At 61.7% G+C, this 16269-nt stretch carries 16 protein-coding genes; 12 read left to right on the top strand and 4 right to left on the bottom strand.

Features of this window, described 5'->3' with window-relative positions; all coding sequences use genetic code 11:
- Positions 1-79 precede the first annotated feature (79 nt).
- The gene (locus tag BUB69_RS00775) at positions 80-625 is read left to right on the top strand and encodes a cysteine hydrolase family protein (RefSeq protein WP_073161827.1); all 546 of its coding nucleotides are present in this window, start codon (positions 80-82) and stop codon (positions 623-625) included.
- A gap of 70 nt (positions 626-695) precedes the next feature.
- On the opposite strand, the gene BUB69_RS00770 is transcribed toward BUB69_RS00775, so the two are convergent.
- The 3 genes from BUB69_RS00770 to BUB69_RS00760 all read right to left on the bottom strand — a co-directional run bounded on the left by BUB69_RS00770 (position 696) and on the right by BUB69_RS00760 (position 4188).
- Complete coding sequence (locus BUB69_RS00770) at positions 696-2231, bottom strand: amidase (protein ID WP_073161826.1); 1536 nt, start codon at positions 2229-2231, stop codon at positions 696-698.
- A 179-nt stretch (positions 2232-2410) separates the two neighbouring features.
- On the bottom strand, positions 2411-3043 hold the full coding sequence (locus BUB69_RS00765; RefSeq protein WP_073161825.1) for an ANTAR domain-containing response regulator: 633 nt from the start codon (positions 3041-3043) through the stop codon (positions 2411-2413).
- Complete coding sequence (locus tag BUB69_RS00760) at positions 3040-4188, bottom strand: transporter substrate-binding domain-containing protein (RefSeq protein WP_073161824.1); 1149 nt, start codon at positions 4186-4188, stop codon at positions 3040-3042. The genes BUB69_RS00765 and BUB69_RS00760 overlap by 4 nt, the downstream gene beginning before the upstream one ends.
- A gap of 626 nt (positions 4189-4814) precedes the next feature.
- Between BUB69_RS00760 and urtA the strand changes: the two genes are divergently transcribed.
- The 11 genes from urtA to BUB69_RS00700 all read left to right on the top strand — a co-directional run bounded on the left by urtA (position 4815) and on the right by BUB69_RS00700 (position 14725).
- Positions 4815-5996, top strand: a complete 1182-nt coding sequence (gene urtA, locus BUB69_RS00750) for an urea ABC transporter substrate-binding protein (protein WP_073161823.1) — start codon at positions 4815-4817, stop codon at positions 5994-5996.
- A gap of 66 nt (positions 5997-6062) precedes the next feature.
- Complete coding sequence (urtB, locus tag BUB69_RS00745) at positions 6063-6965, top strand: urea ABC transporter permease subunit UrtB (RefSeq protein ID WP_084537017.1); 903 nt, start codon at positions 6063-6065, stop codon at positions 6963-6965.
- A gap of 1 nt (position 6966) precedes the next feature.
- On the top strand, positions 6967-8106 hold the full coding sequence (gene urtC / locus BUB69_RS00740; RefSeq protein WP_073161822.1) for an urea ABC transporter permease subunit UrtC: 1140 nt from the start codon (positions 6967-6969) through the stop codon (positions 8104-8106).
- The gene (gene urtD / locus BUB69_RS00735; protein ID WP_073161821.1) at positions 8106-8843 is read left to right on the top strand and encodes an urea ABC transporter ATP-binding protein UrtD; all 738 of its coding nucleotides are present in this window, start codon (positions 8106-8108) and stop codon (positions 8841-8843) included. The genes urtC and urtD overlap by 1 nt, the downstream gene beginning before the upstream one ends.
- Positions 8844-8845: 2 nt before the next feature.
- Complete coding sequence (gene urtE, locus BUB69_RS00730; RefSeq protein ID WP_073161820.1) at positions 8846-9535, top strand: urea ABC transporter ATP-binding subunit UrtE; 690 nt, start codon at positions 8846-8848, stop codon at positions 9533-9535.
- Between the two features lie 21 nt (positions 9536-9556).
- A complete protein-coding gene (gene ureE, locus BUB69_RS00725; protein WP_073161819.1) occupies positions 9557-9997 on the top strand; it encodes an urease accessory protein UreE in 441 nt (146 codons plus the stop codon).
- Positions 9994-10749: an urease accessory protein UreF gene (locus tag BUB69_RS00720; RefSeq protein WP_073161818.1), complete on the top strand. Its 756-nt coding sequence runs from the start codon at positions 9994-9996 to the stop codon at positions 10747-10749. Before ureE ends, BUB69_RS00720 begins: the two co-directional genes overlap by 4 nt.
- Positions 10750-10773: 24 nt before the next feature.
- On the top strand, positions 10774-11469 hold the full coding sequence (locus BUB69_RS00715; RefSeq protein ID WP_073161817.1) for an urease subunit beta: 696 nt from the start codon (positions 10774-10776) through the stop codon (positions 11467-11469).
- A 4-nt stretch (positions 11470-11473) separates the two neighbouring features.
- The gene (gene ureC, locus BUB69_RS00710) at positions 11474-13186 is read left to right on the top strand and encodes an urease subunit alpha (protein WP_073161816.1); all 1713 of its coding nucleotides are present in this window, start codon (positions 11474-11476) and stop codon (positions 13184-13186) included.
- Between the two features lie 25 nt (positions 13187-13211).
- Positions 13212-13871, top strand: a complete 660-nt coding sequence (ureG, locus tag BUB69_RS00705; RefSeq protein WP_073161815.1) for an urease accessory protein UreG — start codon at positions 13212-13214, stop codon at positions 13869-13871.
- Positions 13868-14725, top strand: a complete 858-nt coding sequence (locus tag BUB69_RS00700) for an urease accessory protein UreD (protein WP_073161814.1) — start codon at positions 13868-13870, stop codon at positions 14723-14725. Before ureG ends, BUB69_RS00700 begins: the two co-directional genes overlap by 4 nt.
- Positions 14726-14895: 170 nt before the next feature.
- Here the strand turns inward: BUB69_RS00700 and BUB69_RS00695 are convergent, their stop codons facing one another.
- Positions 14896-16263 carry a glutamine synthetase family protein gene (locus tag BUB69_RS00695; protein ID WP_084537016.1) on the bottom strand — a complete coding sequence of 456 codons (1368 nt, stop codon included), beginning with the start codon at positions 16261-16263 and terminating at the stop codon, positions 14896-14898.
- Between the last annotated feature and the right edge of the window lie 6 nt (positions 16264-16269).

Here is a 16269-nt window from a genome sequence, read left to right as displayed (position 1 = left end):
GTTGGATGATCCCGCGTTTGGCAACAATGGGGTCCTTGGCAAACCCATGTCCGGTTCATCATCTGATTGGAGACAGCTCATGAAACAAGGCCTTATCGTCGTTGACCTGCAGAACGAATACTTGCCCACCGGCAAACTGCCGTTGACCGGCATTGAAGCCGCGGTCGCCAATGCTGTGCGGGTGATCGCTCACGCCAGAAGTCATGGCGTTCCGGTTGTCCACGTTCGCCATGAGTCCGACGCCGAAGGTGCCGGGATCTTCACCAAGGGGTCCGGCGGAGCCGAGATCCAGCCAGCGGTTGCTCCGCACGGCAACGAACCGGTTATCGTCAAAAAGCATATCAACGCGTTCCGGGAAACCGGGCTCAAGCAGCAGCTGGAAACGTTTGGTGTCGAGGAGGTCGTGGTGATCGGCGCAATGAGCCACATGTGCATCGACGCTGTGGTGCGCGCGGCGGCCGACATGGGTTACCCGGTGACGGTGCTGCATGACGCCTGCGCGACGCTGGACCTGACCTATAACGGCGTGCATGCGCCTGCTGCCCAGGTGCATGCGGCGATGATGGCCGCGTTCGAGTTTGGCTACGCCACGGTCAACTCCGTGGACGGCTACCTGTCGGCCTGAGGCCCGTGGTGGGAAAACGCCCGGACGTATCCGGGCGTTTGGCTGGCGCGTAGCGGTTTCAAGCATGCGTTCAAGCACGCGGCGGCTTGGGAAACTCCCCCCTGATCTGTTCGTAAGCCTGCGCTACACGCAGCGCCAGCGCGTCCTGAAAGCGTGGCGCGACAATCATCATCGCTACAGGCAAACCCTCGGCAAGCCCGGCAGGAATAGACGTCGCCGGGTGCCCGGTGAGGTCGAACGGTGCCGTGTTGGCAAGCATATTGAGGGCGCTGTGCACGTACTCCTCGATGGGCGCATCCGGCGCGGTCAGTGGCGTAGCCACGAAGGGCATGGTCGGCATCACCAGCACATCGAACGACTTGAAGGCCTCGTCGTATTGGCGCGTGAGTTCTGGCACCAGCATGCGGGCCTTGGCGTAACTGGCTCCATGCAGGTTCCTCAGGCTGTAGTGACCGGTCAGCGCCACAGCACGCACGCTGTGGGACAGCGAGTTGGCGTGTTCGCGCCGTTTGGCGCCGTAGTAACTCATGATGTCCGGATCGTAATACCCATCCACGTTCATGCCGTAGCCGTTGCCTTGCAGCATCTGATAAGCAGCGCCGTCGGTAGCGATCACGCTCCACATGTCCAGCGCTACGCCTGAATGCCACGGCGCGCTCGCTTCGCCGACGATGGCACCGAGGCCTTCCAGCTGGGCAACGGCAGCTTTGACCAACGAATCCACCTGCGGCTCGGACATGCCAGGGATGGCGAAGCCTTCACGCAGCAAACCGATTTTCAAACCGGCAACGCCTTGATCCAGGGTGGCGAGGCAATGGACCGCTGGCGGATTTTTCTGGCGGGAGTCCAGACCGTCGGCACCGGCGATCACGTCCAGCATCAGCGCGCAGTCACGCACCGTGTTGGCCATCGGCCCGACGTGGTCGATGGTGCGTTCGATGGGAAAGGCTCCGGTGTACGGCACCAGGCTGTAGGTTGGTTTGTGGCCGACGATGCCGCTCCAGGCCGACGGCATGCGGATCGACCCGCCCTGATCGCCACCGATGGCCATGTCGACCTCGCCCAACGAAACCAGCACGGCGCTGCCGCTGGATGAACCGCCCGCGTTGCGGGTCATGTCCCAGGGGTTCTTCACCGCACCGCTGGCGGCGGTGAAGCTGGCACCGGAGAAGCACAGGTCTTCGCACACGGATTTGCCGACCACCGTCGCACCGGCCGCCAGCAAGCGCTTGACCACCGTGGCGTCTTCGGACGGCACGTAGCCTTCAAGGCTCAACGAGCCGTTGGCCATGGGCACACCTGCGACCGAAACATTGTCTTTGATGACCACCGTTTTGCCCTTCAGCGGTCCCTCGGCAGCACCGGCAATATGGGTTTTCACATACCAGGCGGCATGCAGGTTTTGGGTATCGTGGGGCTTGCTGTGCTCGCGCACCGGTGTCGGCTGGGCAATGTGGGCGGCGTACAAGGTGTCGATGGCTTCGTACGCGTTCAGGGTTTCATCGGCGAGGTTCAGGTACGCCTGCATCTGGCTGTCAGACAGGTCGTAACCATGGTCTTGGGCAGCAAGCAGAAAGTCGGCTTTTTCAGGGCGTTTTACGGACATGATGTTCTCCAGATGACGGTAGGAGCCGCCCGTGCCGAGTGCACGGGCTCAAGCTCGTTCCGGGGGACGCCGTTGTCCATGCCGGTCGCCACGCGGTGCTCCATACCTGCCGGTCAAGGGCGTATGGCAAACGTCCACGCAGAAGAGGATCAGGGATGGACCTGACACTCCAGAGATAATCAGGAACAGGCTTGTTGAAATAACTCATGGGCCTTGACCAGGGCCTCGGCGATTTTCTCCACCGGTTCACGCTTGCTCATGGCCTGGTCACGCAGTGCGTTGTAGGCGTCGATTTCCGACAGTCCCTTGGTTTCCATCAGAATGATTTTTGCCTGCTGCACGGTGCGCATGACGGCCATGCGCCCTTCGAGCCGCTTGACGTGCTTCTCGCGCTCGCGGGTCTTGCGCGCCTGGCTCAGGGTGATCGTCAGGGCCGTGAGCAAACCGAAGGATCGCACGGGTGAGGGAATCACCGAGCAGGCGTTCAACTGCACCAGCGCCTCGACGATGATCGGGTTTTCATAGGCGATCACCGGGATGATCGGCGGGGTCGCGCTGTGCAACAGCCAGGGCGTGTTGGTCGCCAGGCTTTCCGGCGACACCGCCAGCACAATCACATCGGCCTCGCTGTGCAGGCGTTCGGGAATCGGCCATTGAACGCGCACCTGACAGCCGATGCGCTGCAACTGCGCGATCAGGTTACGACCGTCTTCGTCATCCGGGTGCATCACCAGCACGCTGATATCACGCAGGTCCTTGATGCCGCCTGCGCTGTCGTTGCGCAGACGTTTCTTCGCAGCTCGCAGGGTCATGGACGCCTCCCGGCCAGACCGGACCAGCCACTGAAATCGGGCGCAATGGCGTAGGGGTCGGGTTTGAGCGCCTTCTGGCTCTCGTAAAGCATGTCGAACTGACCGTCGGCGTTGGCGCGTCCGATCCGTGAGTACAGGTAGGTATGGTGATTGTTTTCATCGATTCTCACTCGTCCTTGAGGTGCGTCGAACTCCAGACCGCGCATGGTCTGCAGCACAGCTTCCACGTCGGTGCTGCCTGCCCGACTGATGGCCTTGGCCAGCAGGTGCACTTGAAAATAAGCGGCTTCCCAACAGCGATCGGTCACTTGATGCTGGCCGAACAGTTCACGGTACTCGGCGATGCACTGGCGATTGAGCGGCGTGTCGATTGACTGGAAATAACTGGCCGCCGAGATGTGTCCGGTGCCCAGGTGCACACCCATCTGTTGAATGTCGGTTTCGCTGGTGGTCACGCTGGCAATCGGCATGACCGCCGGATCCAAGCCTGCATCGGCGTAGGCCTGGTACAGATGGGCCATGGTTTCACCGACCACCGTGGAGAAAATGAACGAGGGTTTCAGCTCCCGCGCCTTGACCATCAATTTGGCGAAATCCTCGGGACGGGCGTTTTTGAGCGGCAGGTAATACTCACCCAGTTTCTGGCCGCCACGCTCGTACAGCAGGTCGCTCATCAGGCGATTGGTTTCGTAGGGATAGACGTATTCGGAGCCGATCATCAGGACGCGGCTGCCGAAGTGATCGAACATGTAATTGCCCAGCGGCACAGCGTTGTGATTGGGCGTGGCACCGGTGTAGATGATGTTGCGTGAATACTCGAAGCCTTCGTAATACACGGGGTACAGCAGCAAGGCATCGTAGCGCTCGACGACAGGCAACACGGCCTTACGTGCTGCCGAGGTGTAGCAGCCGAAGAAAAACTTCAGTTTCTCTTCACGAATCAGCGACTCGACGTGCATGGCGAACAGCGCAGGGGTGGAATCCGGGTTACGGGTAATCATTTCCAGCGGTCGGCCATCCACGCCACCGCTGGCATTGATCTGCTGAATGGCGAACTGCGCGCCGCGCATCGTCGAGCACTCGCCTGCGGCCGTGACCCCGGTGTTGGAAAACAGACCGCCTATGCGGATCGACTGGTCAACCATGCCTATAAACCTTGTTCAACGTGAGATGAGACGCCCGCCACTGGCCGGGGTCTTGAGGTCCATGCATAAAAGGGCTGAGCGAAAAACCGCGCGGTTCAGCGGTGGCTCTCAGGCGGTTGTGCCTGGGCTGGCGTGACGACAGTGTCAGGGCCAGCGCATGCGAGAGGCCTTCCACACCTGCCGAGAATGGGCGTGTGACAAGGCACCCTGCGAAGGTGTCGTTCAAGGCTATGCAGGGAGCGGGCCAGCGCCCGTAACCTCGAGAATCGACAGGCACCACGCCGTCTGTCACAGGTTTGCGGTCACGTTTTTGGTGCACCCCGCCCTGCCTTCGCGCCAAAGCAGCGCAGGCCCTTGCGCGCGTGCAATTAATGAAGGGGAACTCTGGCGGCCCGTTGCAAGACGGCCTGAGGCGCCCTTTTCGGCACTTGGCACCGGCCTTGCTATGACTCTCTGGAGACATCGCGCCAGTTGCCTGCCCTACGCCCTCTTGGCAAGTAGGGAGACACCTCGCGTACGACTGGATCGGACATCGTCTGTCCCGCCAGATTCGGCACAAAAGCCTGACCTTCCGCCTGTTCGCAGGACGGAACGTCGGGCTTTTTTTATTCCTGGGAGAGAAGTGAATGCGTAACGACAAACGCCGTTTGATCAAGCATGCGCTGTTGCTGAGCGCCATGAGCTTGCTGCCGTTTTCCCTGATCGGTCAGGCGCAGGCTGCCGACACCGTGAAAGTAGGGATCATCCACTCGCTCACCGGCACCATGGCCATCAGCGAAGCCTCGGTGGTGGACGCCGAAAAACTGGCCATCGATGAAATCAACGCCAGCGGTGGCGTGCTGGGTAAAACCATCGAGCCGATCGTCGAAGACGGCGCCAGCGACTGGCCGACCTTCGCGGAGAAGGCGCGCAAGCTGCTGGAAAATGATCATGTCGCCGTCACCTTCGGTGCCTTCACGTCAGCCTCGCGCAAAGCCGTGCTGCCGGTGTTCGAGCGCAACAAGGGCCTGCTCTACTACCCGACTTTCTACGAAGGTCTGGAAAAATCCCCGGCGATTATCTACACCGGCGCCGAGGCCTCGCAGCAAACCCTGGCAGCTGTCACCTGGCTGATGGCCAACAAGGGCAAGAGCGTTTATCTGGTGGGCTCGGATTATATCTGGCCACGCACCACCAACAAGCTGGCCCGTGTGGCGGTGACCAAGCAAGGCGGCTCGATTGTCGGCGAGGATTATCTGCCACTGGGCGCTATCGAGTTCTCCTCGGTGATCAACAAGATCAAGGTCGCCAAACCTGACATCGTGATTTCCACCATCGTCGGCGGCTCTAACGTGGCGTTCTACAAACAGCTCAAGGCCGCCGGCATCGACAGCAGCAACCAGACCCTGATGGCGCTGGCCGTGACCGAGGAAGAAGTGACCGGCATCGGCGCTGAAAACCTCGTCGGCTTTTTGACCTGCATGAGCTATTTCCAGAGCCTGAAAAACCCGGTCAACGACAAATTCGTTCAGGCGTTCAAGACCCGTTACGGCCAGCAGCGCGTGATCGGCGACCCGATGGCTGCCGCTTATACGGCCGTCTATCTGTGGAAAAAGGCCGTCGAGAAAGCCGGCAGTTTCGACGTGCCGAAGGTCATCGCTGCGTCCTCGGAAATGGAGCTGGATGCGCCTGAAGGCGAGATCAAAGTCCACAAGGACAACCATCACCTGTGGAAGCGCGCACGTATCGGCACCCTCAACGCTCAAGGTCAGGTTGACGTGATCTACGAGTCCGCGCCCATCGAGCCCAATCCGTTCCCGAAACTCTGACACCTGCGGGGGCGTGAGTTGACGCGCGCCCGCCTCTTTCAACCTTCAGCGACAGGTGGCGACGCCATGACTCTCGATACGCTGGTAATGCAAGTCTTCAGCGGGTTCTCGCTGTTCTCGGTGCTGGTGCTCATGGCACTGGGGCTGACCATCGTGTTCGGCCTGATGGGCGTGATCAACATGGCCCACGGTGAACTGATGGCGATGGGCGCGTACATGACCTATGTCACGTCGGTGGTGTTTCAGCGCTACCTGCCCGAACTCATGGGCTGGTATTTCATCGTCGCGATTGGCGTCGCTTTTGTGGTGACCTTCGCTTTCGGTTTCCTGCTTGAACGCTGTTTCATTCGCTTCATGTACAACCGCCCGCTGGATACCCTGCTGGCGACCTGGGGCCTGTCACTGGTACTGCAGCAAGTGTTCCGCCAGGTCTTCGGCCCCAAGGAAGTCAGCGTGCCCACCGTGCAGTGGCTGCAAGGTGCGTGGAAAGTCAGCGAAGGCCTGGAGCTGCCGATCAACCGGATGTTCATCATCGGCCTGACATTCGTCATCGCCGCCGCCGTGTTCCTGTTTCTTTACCGCAGCCGCTGGGGCCTGCGCATTCGCGCCGTGACCCAGAACCGCGCGATGGCGGGTGCTGCGGGCATCAACACAGCACGTGTGGACTCGGTGACGTTTGCCCTGGGGTGCGGGCTGGCGGGTATCGCCGGCAGCTCGTTCACCATGCTGGCCTCCACCGGCCCGGTCAGCGGTCAGCAGTACCTGGTGGACACCTTCATCGTGGTCGTGTTCGGCGGCGTCGAGAGCCTGCTCGGGACCTTCCTGTCGGCCTTCGCCATCGGCCAGACACAGATTTCGCTGGAGTATCTCACCACCGGTTCCATGGCCAAGGCCATGACCCTGCTGGTGGTCATCGTACTGCTGTTCTTCCGCCCCAACGGCCTGTTCGCCACGAAAGTGAGACGTTGAGATGAATGACATGACTGAAAAGCCGCCCGCCCTGCCTCAGACAACTACGTCCCGACCCGGCTGGCTGAGTGGCGGCTGGCTGCCGCTGCTGGAGCGCTACAGCCTGATCTGGCTGTCGGTTCTGCTGCTGGTGGTGTTGCCATTGTGCCTGGGCGATTTTCGCCTGGGGCTGGCGGGCAAGTACCTGAGCCTGGCGTTCTGTGCGGTAGGCATGGTGATGATCTGGGGTTACGGCGGCATCCTCAGCCTCGGCCAGGGGATCTTCTTCGGCCTGGGCAGCTACATGATGGCGATGTACCTGAAGCTTGAAGCCACTGCCACGGACGAAGCCGCCAGCGCTCTCGCCGCCTTCTACGGCTCGGCCCTGCCCGACTTCATGATCTGGAACAGTGTCGAGGCGTTGCCATGGTGGTGGAAGCCGTTCGAATCGGCGACCTTCACACTGGTCGCGATCCTGATTCTTCCAGCGCTGCTGGCGTTCCTGTTCAGCTACGCCTATTTCAAGAAGCGCGTGGGTGGCGTGTACTTCTCGATCATCACCCTGTCGCTGGCCTCGATCATGTCGATCATGATCATCGGTCAGCAAGGCTACACCGGCGGCGTAAACGGTCTCACCGACTTCAAGACCGTCTTCGGCCTGAGCCTGCAAACGCCGCAGACACCCTGGATCCTGTACCTGATCACCACCCTGTTGTTGCTGGCCTGTGTCGCGATGTGCGGTTTCATCCTGCGCAGCCGACTGGGCAAGGTCATTGTGGCGATCCGCGATCGCGAAGACCGGGTGCGCTTCTCCGGCTACAACACCGCACTGTTCAAAGCCTTCATCTTTGCCGTGGCGGCGCTGATCTCTGCACTGGGCGGCGTGATGTTCACCCTGCAGGTGGGCCTGGCCTCTCCCTCGCTGGTGGGCATCATTCCGTCAACTGAAATTGTCATCTACGCCGCCCTGGGTGGACGTCTGTCGCTGGTCGGTGCGGTGTACGGCACGCTACTGATCGGCACGGCGAAAACCTATCTGTCGGAAAACTTCGTCAGCTTCTGGCAGTACTTCATCGGCTTCCTGTTCATGGGTGTGGTGCTGTTCCTGCCCACAGGTCTGGCCGGTCTGCTGCAACGGCTGAACAACAAGGAGACCCACTGATGGGTGCGCTGCTACTGAGTGTCGAAGACCTGACCGTGTCGTTCGACGGTTTCAAGGCCGTGGACAACCTCAATTTCTACGTCGAGGAAAACCAGGTTCATGTGGTGATCGGCCCGAACGGCGCGGGCAAGACCACGCTGCTGGACATGATCTGCGGCAAGACCCGCCCCAGCGCCGGCAGCATTCGCTTCAAGGACCTGCAACTGGCGAACATGATCGAGTACCAGATCACCCGCGCAGGCGTGGGTCGCAAATTCCAGAACCCGTCGGTGTACGAAGACCTCACCGTGCGCGAGAACCTGGACATCTCCTCGCCGGACAAACGCGGCATTTTCAACTGCCTGTTCGCCGGCAGGAACATCGCCCTGCAGACCGAGATCGAGCAGACCGCCGAGATGATCTTTCTCAAGGATCAACTGGGCCGCAAGGCCGGGCTGCTGTCCCACGGCCAGAAGCAGTGGCTGGAGATCGGCATGCTGCTGATGCAACGCCCGGAACTGCTGTTGCTGGATGAACCGGTGGCAGGCATGAGCGCAGGCGAACGGGAGAAAACCGCAGGCCTGCTCAAACTCATCGCCAAGGGCCGGGCAATGGTGATCATCGAGCACGACATGGAGTTCGTGAAGTCGGTGGCCGACAAGGTCACCGTGCTGCATCAGGGCAAGACCCTGGCCTATGGCTCGATGGATCAGGTGCAGAACGATCCTCGCGTCATCGACGTCTATCTGGGGCACTGAACATGCTGAATGTCACTCACCTGAATGTCTATTATGGCGACAGCCATGTGCTGCGCGACCTGAGTCTGGACCTCGCGCCAAGCGAATCGCTGGCGATCATGGGCCGCAACGGCATGGGCAAGACCACCTTGCTGCGCAGCCTGGTCGGCATGCTGCCGACCCGCAGCGGCAGCATCAAACTGGCCGGGCAGGAACTCACAGGCAGCAAGAGCTACGAACGCGTTGCGGCAGGCGTGGGTTTCGTACCACAAGGCCGGATGATCTTTCCTTACCTGAGCGTCGAGGAAAACATCCTGACCGGCATGCAGGGTGCGCCCGCGACTGCGATTCCCGACTACATCTTCGAGTACTTCCCGGTGCTGTTCGAGATGCGCAGGCGCAAGGGCGGCAACCTGTCCGGTGGCCAGCAGCAACAACTGGCCATCGCCCGGGCGCTGGTCTCCAACCCCAAGGTGCTGATCCTCGACGAACCCACCGAAGGCATTCAGCCCTCGATCATCAAGGACATCGCCAAGGCCCTTAACCTGCTCAAGAAGGAGCGTGGCTTCTCGCTGATCGTCTCCGAACAGGTGCTGTCGTTTGCCATGGCGGTGGCTGACCGCTACCTGATCATCGAAAAAGGCGAATTCGTGCACAGCGAAGTGCGCGAAACCGTCGACCGCGAGCGCATCCTGCGCTACCTCACGATCTGAACCGGAGCAGGAGAAACCGCCATGCTGATACTCGACCGCATCCTCGGCCAGGCCAGCGACCCGGCCCTCGCCGACCGGCTTCATGACCTGAGCCACAACGGGCAGGTGGAAACCCTGAGCCTGTCCGGCAGCGACATTCAGCGCCATCGCCTGCGTCTTTCCAGCGACCAGGGCACCGACTGCGCGATTCGTCTGGAGCGCCATCAACAGCTGCGTAACGGTTCGGTGCTGATGCTCGACGGCCAGCGCGCCATCGTCGTGCAGATGCAGGATCAGCAATACCTGAGCCTAAAGCCGCGCGATGCAGCCGCGGCGCTGGAACTGGGTTACTTCGCGGGCAACATGCACTGGGCAGTACGCTTTGCCGAAGACAGATTGCAGATCCCGCTCAACGGACCTGAAGCCGACTATCTAGAACGTCTGGCCCCGATGCTCGCCGACGGTCGGGTGGCGCGCGCATGAACGCCCCCGGCAACGACCAGAGCATCGACCTAAGCAGCGCCCTGCTGGCCCTGCAGCAAGCCGACAGTTTCTTTCCTGGCGGTGCGGTGGCCTGGTCATGGGGCCTGGAAACCCTCAAGACGGACGGCTATCTGGGCTCGATCGAGCGGATCCCGCCACGACGCCGGCAACGGGAAACACGCCCTGACCGAAGCGCTGAGGTGTGCGGTTTCGTCGAAGGCCAATTGCGGCATCGCTGGAACAGTTTTGATCGGGCTTTCCTGGTCGCTGCCTGGCAGTCAGCCGATGATCTGGATCAGTTGATGGCGCTGGACGCACAGGTCGAAGCGCTGACCCTGGCCGAAGAGCTGCGTCAGGGCTCACGGCGTATCGGCCAGGCGTTGCTGGGCGTTCACGTTGCGTTGGGGACGTCCGGCGCGGCGTCGTATCAGCAACGGGTACTGGCGGGCCAAACGCCAGGGCACCTGCCCGTGTTGCAGGGTCTGATCTGGAAACACCTGGGCATGCATCTGGAGCATTGCCAACTGGCGGCCGCCCACGGCCTGTGTACCGGTCTGGTCAGCGCCGCCGTGCGCCTCGGCGTGATAGGCCACATTGACGCACAGCGAGTGCTGACCACGATGCAACCGTTGATTGCGCAACTGCTGGCTCAAGCCCCACCGGAACCGGACAACGCCAGCGGCTTCACGCCCATGGCCGAGATCGCCGTGATGCGCCACGAAACCCAGGAATTGCGCCTGTTCGCCAATTGATCACCTGCCCGCAGGAGCCACGCTATGCTGCTGACCCCCACCGAGCTTGAACGGCTCACGCTGTACACCGCCGCCGAACTGTCGCGCAAACGTCGCAGCAAGGGACTGCGCCTGAATTTCCCGGAAGCCTCGGCGCTGATCGCCGACGAGATTCTGGAAGGCGCTCGCGAGGGACGCAGCGTGGCGGAGCTGATCGGCTTCGGCTCGACGATTCTGAACACTGACGACGTGATGCCCGGCGTTGCGCAGTTGCTGCCTGTGCTGCAGGTCGAAGGTACCTTTGCGGACGGCACCAAACTGGTCACTGTCCATCAACCGATCCGGCCGGGTCGGTTGCCGCTGACCGCGATGCCCACGCCCGGCGAGATTCTCGCGCCTGACGGTGACATTCAGCTCAACGCCGGTCGGCCGACAGCGACGCTGCGCGCCCTGAACACCGGCGACCGGCCTGTGCAGATCGGCAGCCATTACCACTTCTTCGAGGTCAACAAGGCGCTGGATTTCCCCCGCGAAATCGCCTTCGGCATGCACCTGGACATCCCGGCCGGCACCGCTGTGCGCTTTGAACCCGGCGAGCTGCGCGAGGTGCAACTGGTGCAGTTCGGCGGTACCGGCGACATTCACGGTTTCAGCGGCCTTACCAACGGCAACCTGCACGACCCGGACTGCAAGCGCACGGCGCTGGGCCGCGCGCGTGCCCAGCACTTCAAGGGAGCCTGAACCCATGGCCACAATGACCCGTAAGGAATACGCCGCGATGTACGGCCCGACCACCGGCGACGCTGTCCGGCTCGGTGATACCTCGCTGCTGGCCGAAGTCGAGTTCGACCACGCGGTGCCCGGCGACGAATGCCTGCACGGCGGCGGCAAGACGCTGCGTGACGGCATGGGCCTGATGCCCGGTCACGACAGTGACGACGGCGCCCTCGACATGCTGATTTGCAACGCGTTGATCATCGACCCGGTGATCGGCATCGTCAAAGGCGACATCGGCATCAAGGACGGCAAGATCGTCGCCATCGGCAAGGCCGGCAACCCGCAGATCATGGACGGCGTCCATCCACAACTGATCTGCGGCGTCGCCACCACCGTGCGCGATGCCGAAGGCCTGATCGTCACGCCAGGCGGCATTGACGTGCATGTGCATTTCGACTCGGCACAGCTGTGCGATCACGCGCTGGCAGCCGGGCTGACCACCTTGATTGGCGGCTCGCTGGGCCCGATCACGGTGGGCATCGACTGTGGCGGCGAATGGAATGTCGGCAAGATGCTGCAGGCCTCCGAGCACTGGCCGATCAACTTCGGCTTTCTCGGACGTGGCAACTCGAGCAAGCCCGAATCGCTGCTCGGGCAACTGCGCGGCGGCTGCCTGGGGCTGAAAATCCACGAAGACTGGGGCGCAATGCCGGCGGTGATCGACACCTGCCTGAAAGTCGCCGACGAATACGACTTTCAGGTGCAACTGCACACCGACACGCTCAACGAGTCCGGTTTTCTGGAAGACACGCTGGCGGCCATCGGCGATCGCACGATCCACATGTACCACACCGAAGGCGCGGGCGGCGGCCATGCGCCGGATATCATCAGCGTGGCGGGCAAGCCCAACTGTATCCCCTCCTCGACCAACCCGACCAACCCCTACACCGTCAATACCTTCGACGAACACCTGGACATGATCATGGTCTGCCACCACCTAAACCCGGACGTGCCGGAAGACGTGGCGTTCGCCGAATCCCGAGTGCGGCCGCAGACCATCGCGGCGGAGGACATCCTGCACGACACCGGCGCGATCTCGATCCTGGGGTCGGACAGCCAGGGCATGGGCCGCATCAACGAAGTCATCTGTCGCACCTGGCAACTGGCGTCGAAGATGAAAGACCAGCGCGGTCGTCTCCCGGAAGAAGCCACTGCGCTGGGCGACAACGAGCGCATCAAGCGCTACATCGCCAAATACACCATCAATGCCGCACGCGTGTTCGGTATCGACAGTTACATCGGTTCACTGGAGCCAGGCAAACTGGCTGATCTGGTGCTCTGGCGACCGGCGTTCTTCGGCATCAAGCCGGAACTGGTGGTCAAAGGCGGTTTCATCGTGCATGGCGTGATGGGTGACTCGGCGGCGTCGCTCTACACCTGCGAGCCACTGATGATGCGCCCGCAATGGGGGGCGTTCGGCGAAGCGAGCAAGGCGCTGTCGGTCAACTTCGTCAACCGGCTGGCCGTCGAAGCCGACACCGCCAGCACGCTGGGCCTCAAAAAAGCGCTGCTGCCCGCGTTCGGCACGCGCACCCTGCGCAAGTCCGACATGCTGCACAACGATGCCTGCCCGGACATTCGCGTCGACCCGCAGACCTTCGACGTCTACGCAGACGGCGAGCGGCTGTTCTGCGACCCGGTCAGCCAAGTCCCGCTCGCCCAACGCTACATGCTGCGCTGAGCCTGTTTTCTGAAGGAGAATGACGATGAACCTGCCTTTGAATGCGCCCACCCTCGCTGCAGCACAGCCTCACCCTGGCGCCGCCCGTGTCGGCATCGGTGGTCCGGTCGGCTCAGGCAAGACCCGTTTGCTGGAACAGTTGATCCCGCGTTTTATCGCACGCGGAACCGAGCTGGCGATCATCACCAATGACCTGGCGACCCGCGAGGATGCAGAACGTGTACAGCGCAGCGGCCTGATCGACCCGATGAGAGTCCGCGCCGTGGAAACCGGCGCCTGCCCGCACACAGCGATTCGTGAAGATCCGACTCTCAACCTGCAAATGGCGGATGAGCTGGAGGCGCAGTTCAGGAACCTTGATCTGGTGCTGATCGAGTCCGGCGGCGACAACCTGGCCTCGACCTTTTCGCTGGACCTGGTGGATTACTGGATCTTCGTCATCGATGTGGCCGGAGGTGACGATATCCCGAGAAAACGAGGCCCGGGCGTGCTGAACTGCGATTTGCTGGTGGTCAATAAATACGACCTGGCGCCCCATGTCGGCGTCGATCTGCAGCGTATGCGCCGTGAGTCAGCCGACGCACGCGACGGTCGCCCGGTGCTGTTCACCAACTGCAGCACAGGCGATGGTGTCGATGACGTGGTCGAGGCGATCAGCCGGGCCGTGCTGTTCGACCGAGCATGAACGCCCGCCCGACGATGCTGCCAGCGCAGACGCGCCCCGCGGCGCAGATTAGCTTCAGCAGAGCACCATCAGGGATCAGCTATGTCTCTCGTCAGGAAGTGGGCTATCCCTTTCATCTGGGCCGCACCCTGAAACTGCCGCAAGACCCGCCCGGTATGGCAGCGATCTATCTGCAATCCTGCTCGGGAGGCCTTTTTGCCGGGGAACACGTGCGTTTGTATCTGCATGCAGAGGCTGGCACGCAGGTCCACGTCAGTACGGGTGCGGCGACCATCGTCCACAGTATGGTCGAACAACCGGCGCGCCAGACCGTCACCCTGCTGGCCGAAAGTGGCGCGCTGCTGGAATACCTGCCCATGGCGACCATCCTGTTTCCGCAGGCTCGCCTGCACAGCCAGGTGCTGCTGACCTTGCACCCCGACGCGCGAGTGCTGATGTGTGACGCGTTTTGCGTGCACACCCCATCAGGCTCAAAGGGGCCGCCGGGCTATTACCGGACGCACCTGGAAGTGCGCTGCTCCGCCGGACGTTTGCTGGCTGCGGATCGTCTGGCCCTCACCGGCGAAGACCTGCAGCGTTGTCTGCCGGGTGTCAGCGGGTCGTTCCAGGCCCTGGCGACGTTCATGCTGATCGGACAGGGCTTGCCGTTGGATGAAGTGAAACAGGGCTTGCGCACCGCACTGTCTGCGCTGACCGACAGCTACGTGGGCGTCAGTGCATTACCCAATGATTGCGGCGTTTCGGTACGGGTCATGAGTCTTGATGCAGTGGCCTTGCGTCATGCACTGCACCTGGCCTGGGCCGCGGCCCGGCTGCACCTGACCGGGGTTTTGCCGCAGGTAAGGCGCAAATGACGACACCTGAAAACAGATGGTTACCAGAGCGACGGGGCGGTGAACTTACCCAGCGGTGCTACACCAGCGGCCATGTCCGCACCGTGATGCTCGCCAACTCATCTTCGAGCGCGGCGCGAACATGGTCTGACGCCAGCGGTCCATGTCAAGGCAGGCTGACGGGCGAACACTCAGGCGTGAGTGAGGTACCAGCGCCAGTCCTGCTCTCCGACTTCAGCATTGAATGCACGGAACTCGCTCCACTTGATTGCCAGAAACACCTTGAGGAATTCAGCGCCCAGCGCCTCGCGTGCCCAGGTTGAACGCTGCAATGCCTGCAACGCTGTCAGCCAGTCGGTGGGCAGGAAATCGGTCGCCTGCTCATACCCATTGCCCTCAATCGCCGCACCCGGATCGCTTTGATGCGTGATGCCGTGATGAATGCCGGCAAGTACTGCGGCAGCGGCGAGATAGGGGTTGGCATCGGCACCGCAAATACGGTGTTCGATATGCCGGCTTATCGCGGGGCCGCCAGGCACGCGGAAAGACACGGTACGATTGTTGACGCCCCAGCTTTTGGCCAGCGGCGCGTAACTGCCGGTCTGGAATCGGCGGTAGGAGTTAGCATGGGGGCAAAATATCGCCAGCGAGTCGAACAAGGTCGCCATCATTCCTCCTATGGAGTGACGCAACAGCGGCGTGCCCTGTGGGTCTTCGCTCGCATACAGGTTGTTGCCCTGCTCGTCGGCCAGGCTGACGTGCAGGTGCAGACCGCTGCCGGCCTGATCGCTGAATGGCTTGGCCATGAAGCACGCCTGCAGCCCGTGTTTGTTGGCCACACCCTTGACCAGGCGTTTGTAACGTACGCCTTCGTCAATGGCCTGGAGTGCGTCGAAACGATGCTCCAGCGTCAACTCGAGCTGACCCGGCGCATACTCGGAGATCGCTGTGCGCACGGGTAATCCCTGTAATGCACACGCTGCGTAGAGGTCATCAAGAAACGGTTGAAGCTGCTCCAGTTCGTATACGCCATACACCTGCGGAGCCACGGGGCGTACCCCATTGGCCTGCAACGCGGGCTGCGGCCGACCGTTGACGTCGCGTTGCCGGTCCAGCAGGTAAAACTCCAACTCAACGGCCATGACCGGATGGAATCCATCGGCTTTCAACCGCTCGATGGTGTTCACCAGTACATGGCGCGGGTCGGCCGGGGCGGCCGGAATACCTTGGGTCGGGTGCATGCTGACCTGCACCTGGCCTGTGGGGTTGGTGCGCCAGGGCTGCAGGGTCAGGCTTCCCGGCAAGGGGTAGGTCCAGCAATCAGCATCAGCGACATCCCAGACCAGACCTGTCTCATCTACGTCCTCACCCTGCACGGTCAAGGCAAGAATGGAACTTGGCAGTGGCCGCCCGTTTTCGTAGATCGCCAGCAGCTCATTACGATGCAACAGTTTGCCCCGTGGAACGCCATTGGCGTCGATAAGGAACAACTCGATGCTCAGCACTTCAGGGTGCGCGGCCAGATAATCCTCGGCCTCTTTTTTATCAGCAAATTGCATGTCAAA

Origin of the sequence: Pseudomonas asturiensis, assembly GCF_900143095.1 — a bacterium.
Classification (GTDB): Bacteria; Pseudomonadota; Gammaproteobacteria; order Pseudomonadales; family Pseudomonadaceae; genus Aquipseudomonas; species Aquipseudomonas asturiensis.
The sequence above is the reverse complement of the archived record's forward strand: the minus strand, read 5'-3'. Positions and strand labels throughout refer to the sequence as shown.

Excerpts from the sequence above, each read along its gene's own strand:
- ureG (WP_073161815.1), top strand. The coding sequence starts at position 13,212 with ATGAACCTGCCTTTGAATGCGCCCACCCTCGCTGCAGCACAGCCTCAC.
- BUB69_RS00760 (WP_073161824.1), bottom strand. The coding sequence starts at position 4,188 with ATGGTTGACCAGTCGATCCGCATAGGCGGTCTGTTTTCCAACACCGGG.
- ureE (WP_073161819.1), top strand. The coding sequence starts at position 9,557 with ATGCTGATACTCGACCGCATCCTCGGCCAGGCCAGCGACCCGGCCCTC.
- urtC (WP_073161822.1), top strand. The coding sequence starts at position 6,967 with ATGAATGACATGACTGAAAAGCCGCCCGCCCTGCCTCAGACAACTACG.
- urtB (WP_084537017.1), top strand. The coding sequence starts at position 6,063 with ATGACTCTCGATACGCTGGTAATGCAAGTCTTCAGCGGGTTCTCGCTG.
- BUB69_RS00695 (WP_084537016.1), bottom strand. The coding sequence starts at position 16,263 with ATGCAATTTGCTGATAAAAAAGAGGCCGAGGATTATCTGGCCGCGCAC.
- urtD (WP_073161821.1), top strand. The coding sequence starts at position 8,106 with ATGGGTGCGCTGCTACTGAGTGTCGAAGACCTGACCGTGTCGTTCGAC.
- BUB69_RS00700 (WP_073161814.1), top strand. The coding sequence starts at position 13,868 with ATGAACGCCCGCCCGACGATGCTGCCAGCGCAGACGCGCCCCGCGGCG.
- ureC (WP_073161816.1), top strand. The coding sequence starts at position 11,474 with ATGGCCACAATGACCCGTAAGGAATACGCCGCGATGTACGGCCCGACC.
- BUB69_RS00720 (WP_073161818.1), top strand. The coding sequence starts at position 9,994 with ATGAACGCCCCCGGCAACGACCAGAGCATCGACCTAAGCAGCGCCCTG.
- BUB69_RS00715 (WP_073161817.1), top strand. The coding sequence starts at position 10,774 with ATGCTGCTGACCCCCACCGAGCTTGAACGGCTCACGCTGTACACCGCC.
- urtE (WP_073161820.1), top strand. The coding sequence starts at position 8,846 with ATGCTGAATGTCACTCACCTGAATGTCTATTATGGCGACAGCCATGTG.
- BUB69_RS00770 (WP_073161826.1), bottom strand. The coding sequence starts at position 2,231 with ATGTCCGTAAAACGCCCTGAAAAAGCCGACTTTCTGCTTGCTGCCCAA.
- BUB69_RS00775 (WP_073161827.1), top strand. The coding sequence starts at position 80 with ATGAAACAAGGCCTTATCGTCGTTGACCTGCAGAACGAATACTTGCCC.
- BUB69_RS00765 (WP_073161825.1), bottom strand. The coding sequence starts at position 3,043 with ATGACCCTGCGAGCTGCGAAGAAACGTCTGCGCAACGACAGCGCAGGC.
- urtA (WP_073161823.1), top strand. The coding sequence starts at position 4,815 with ATGCGTAACGACAAACGCCGTTTGATCAAGCATGCGCTGTTGCTGAGC.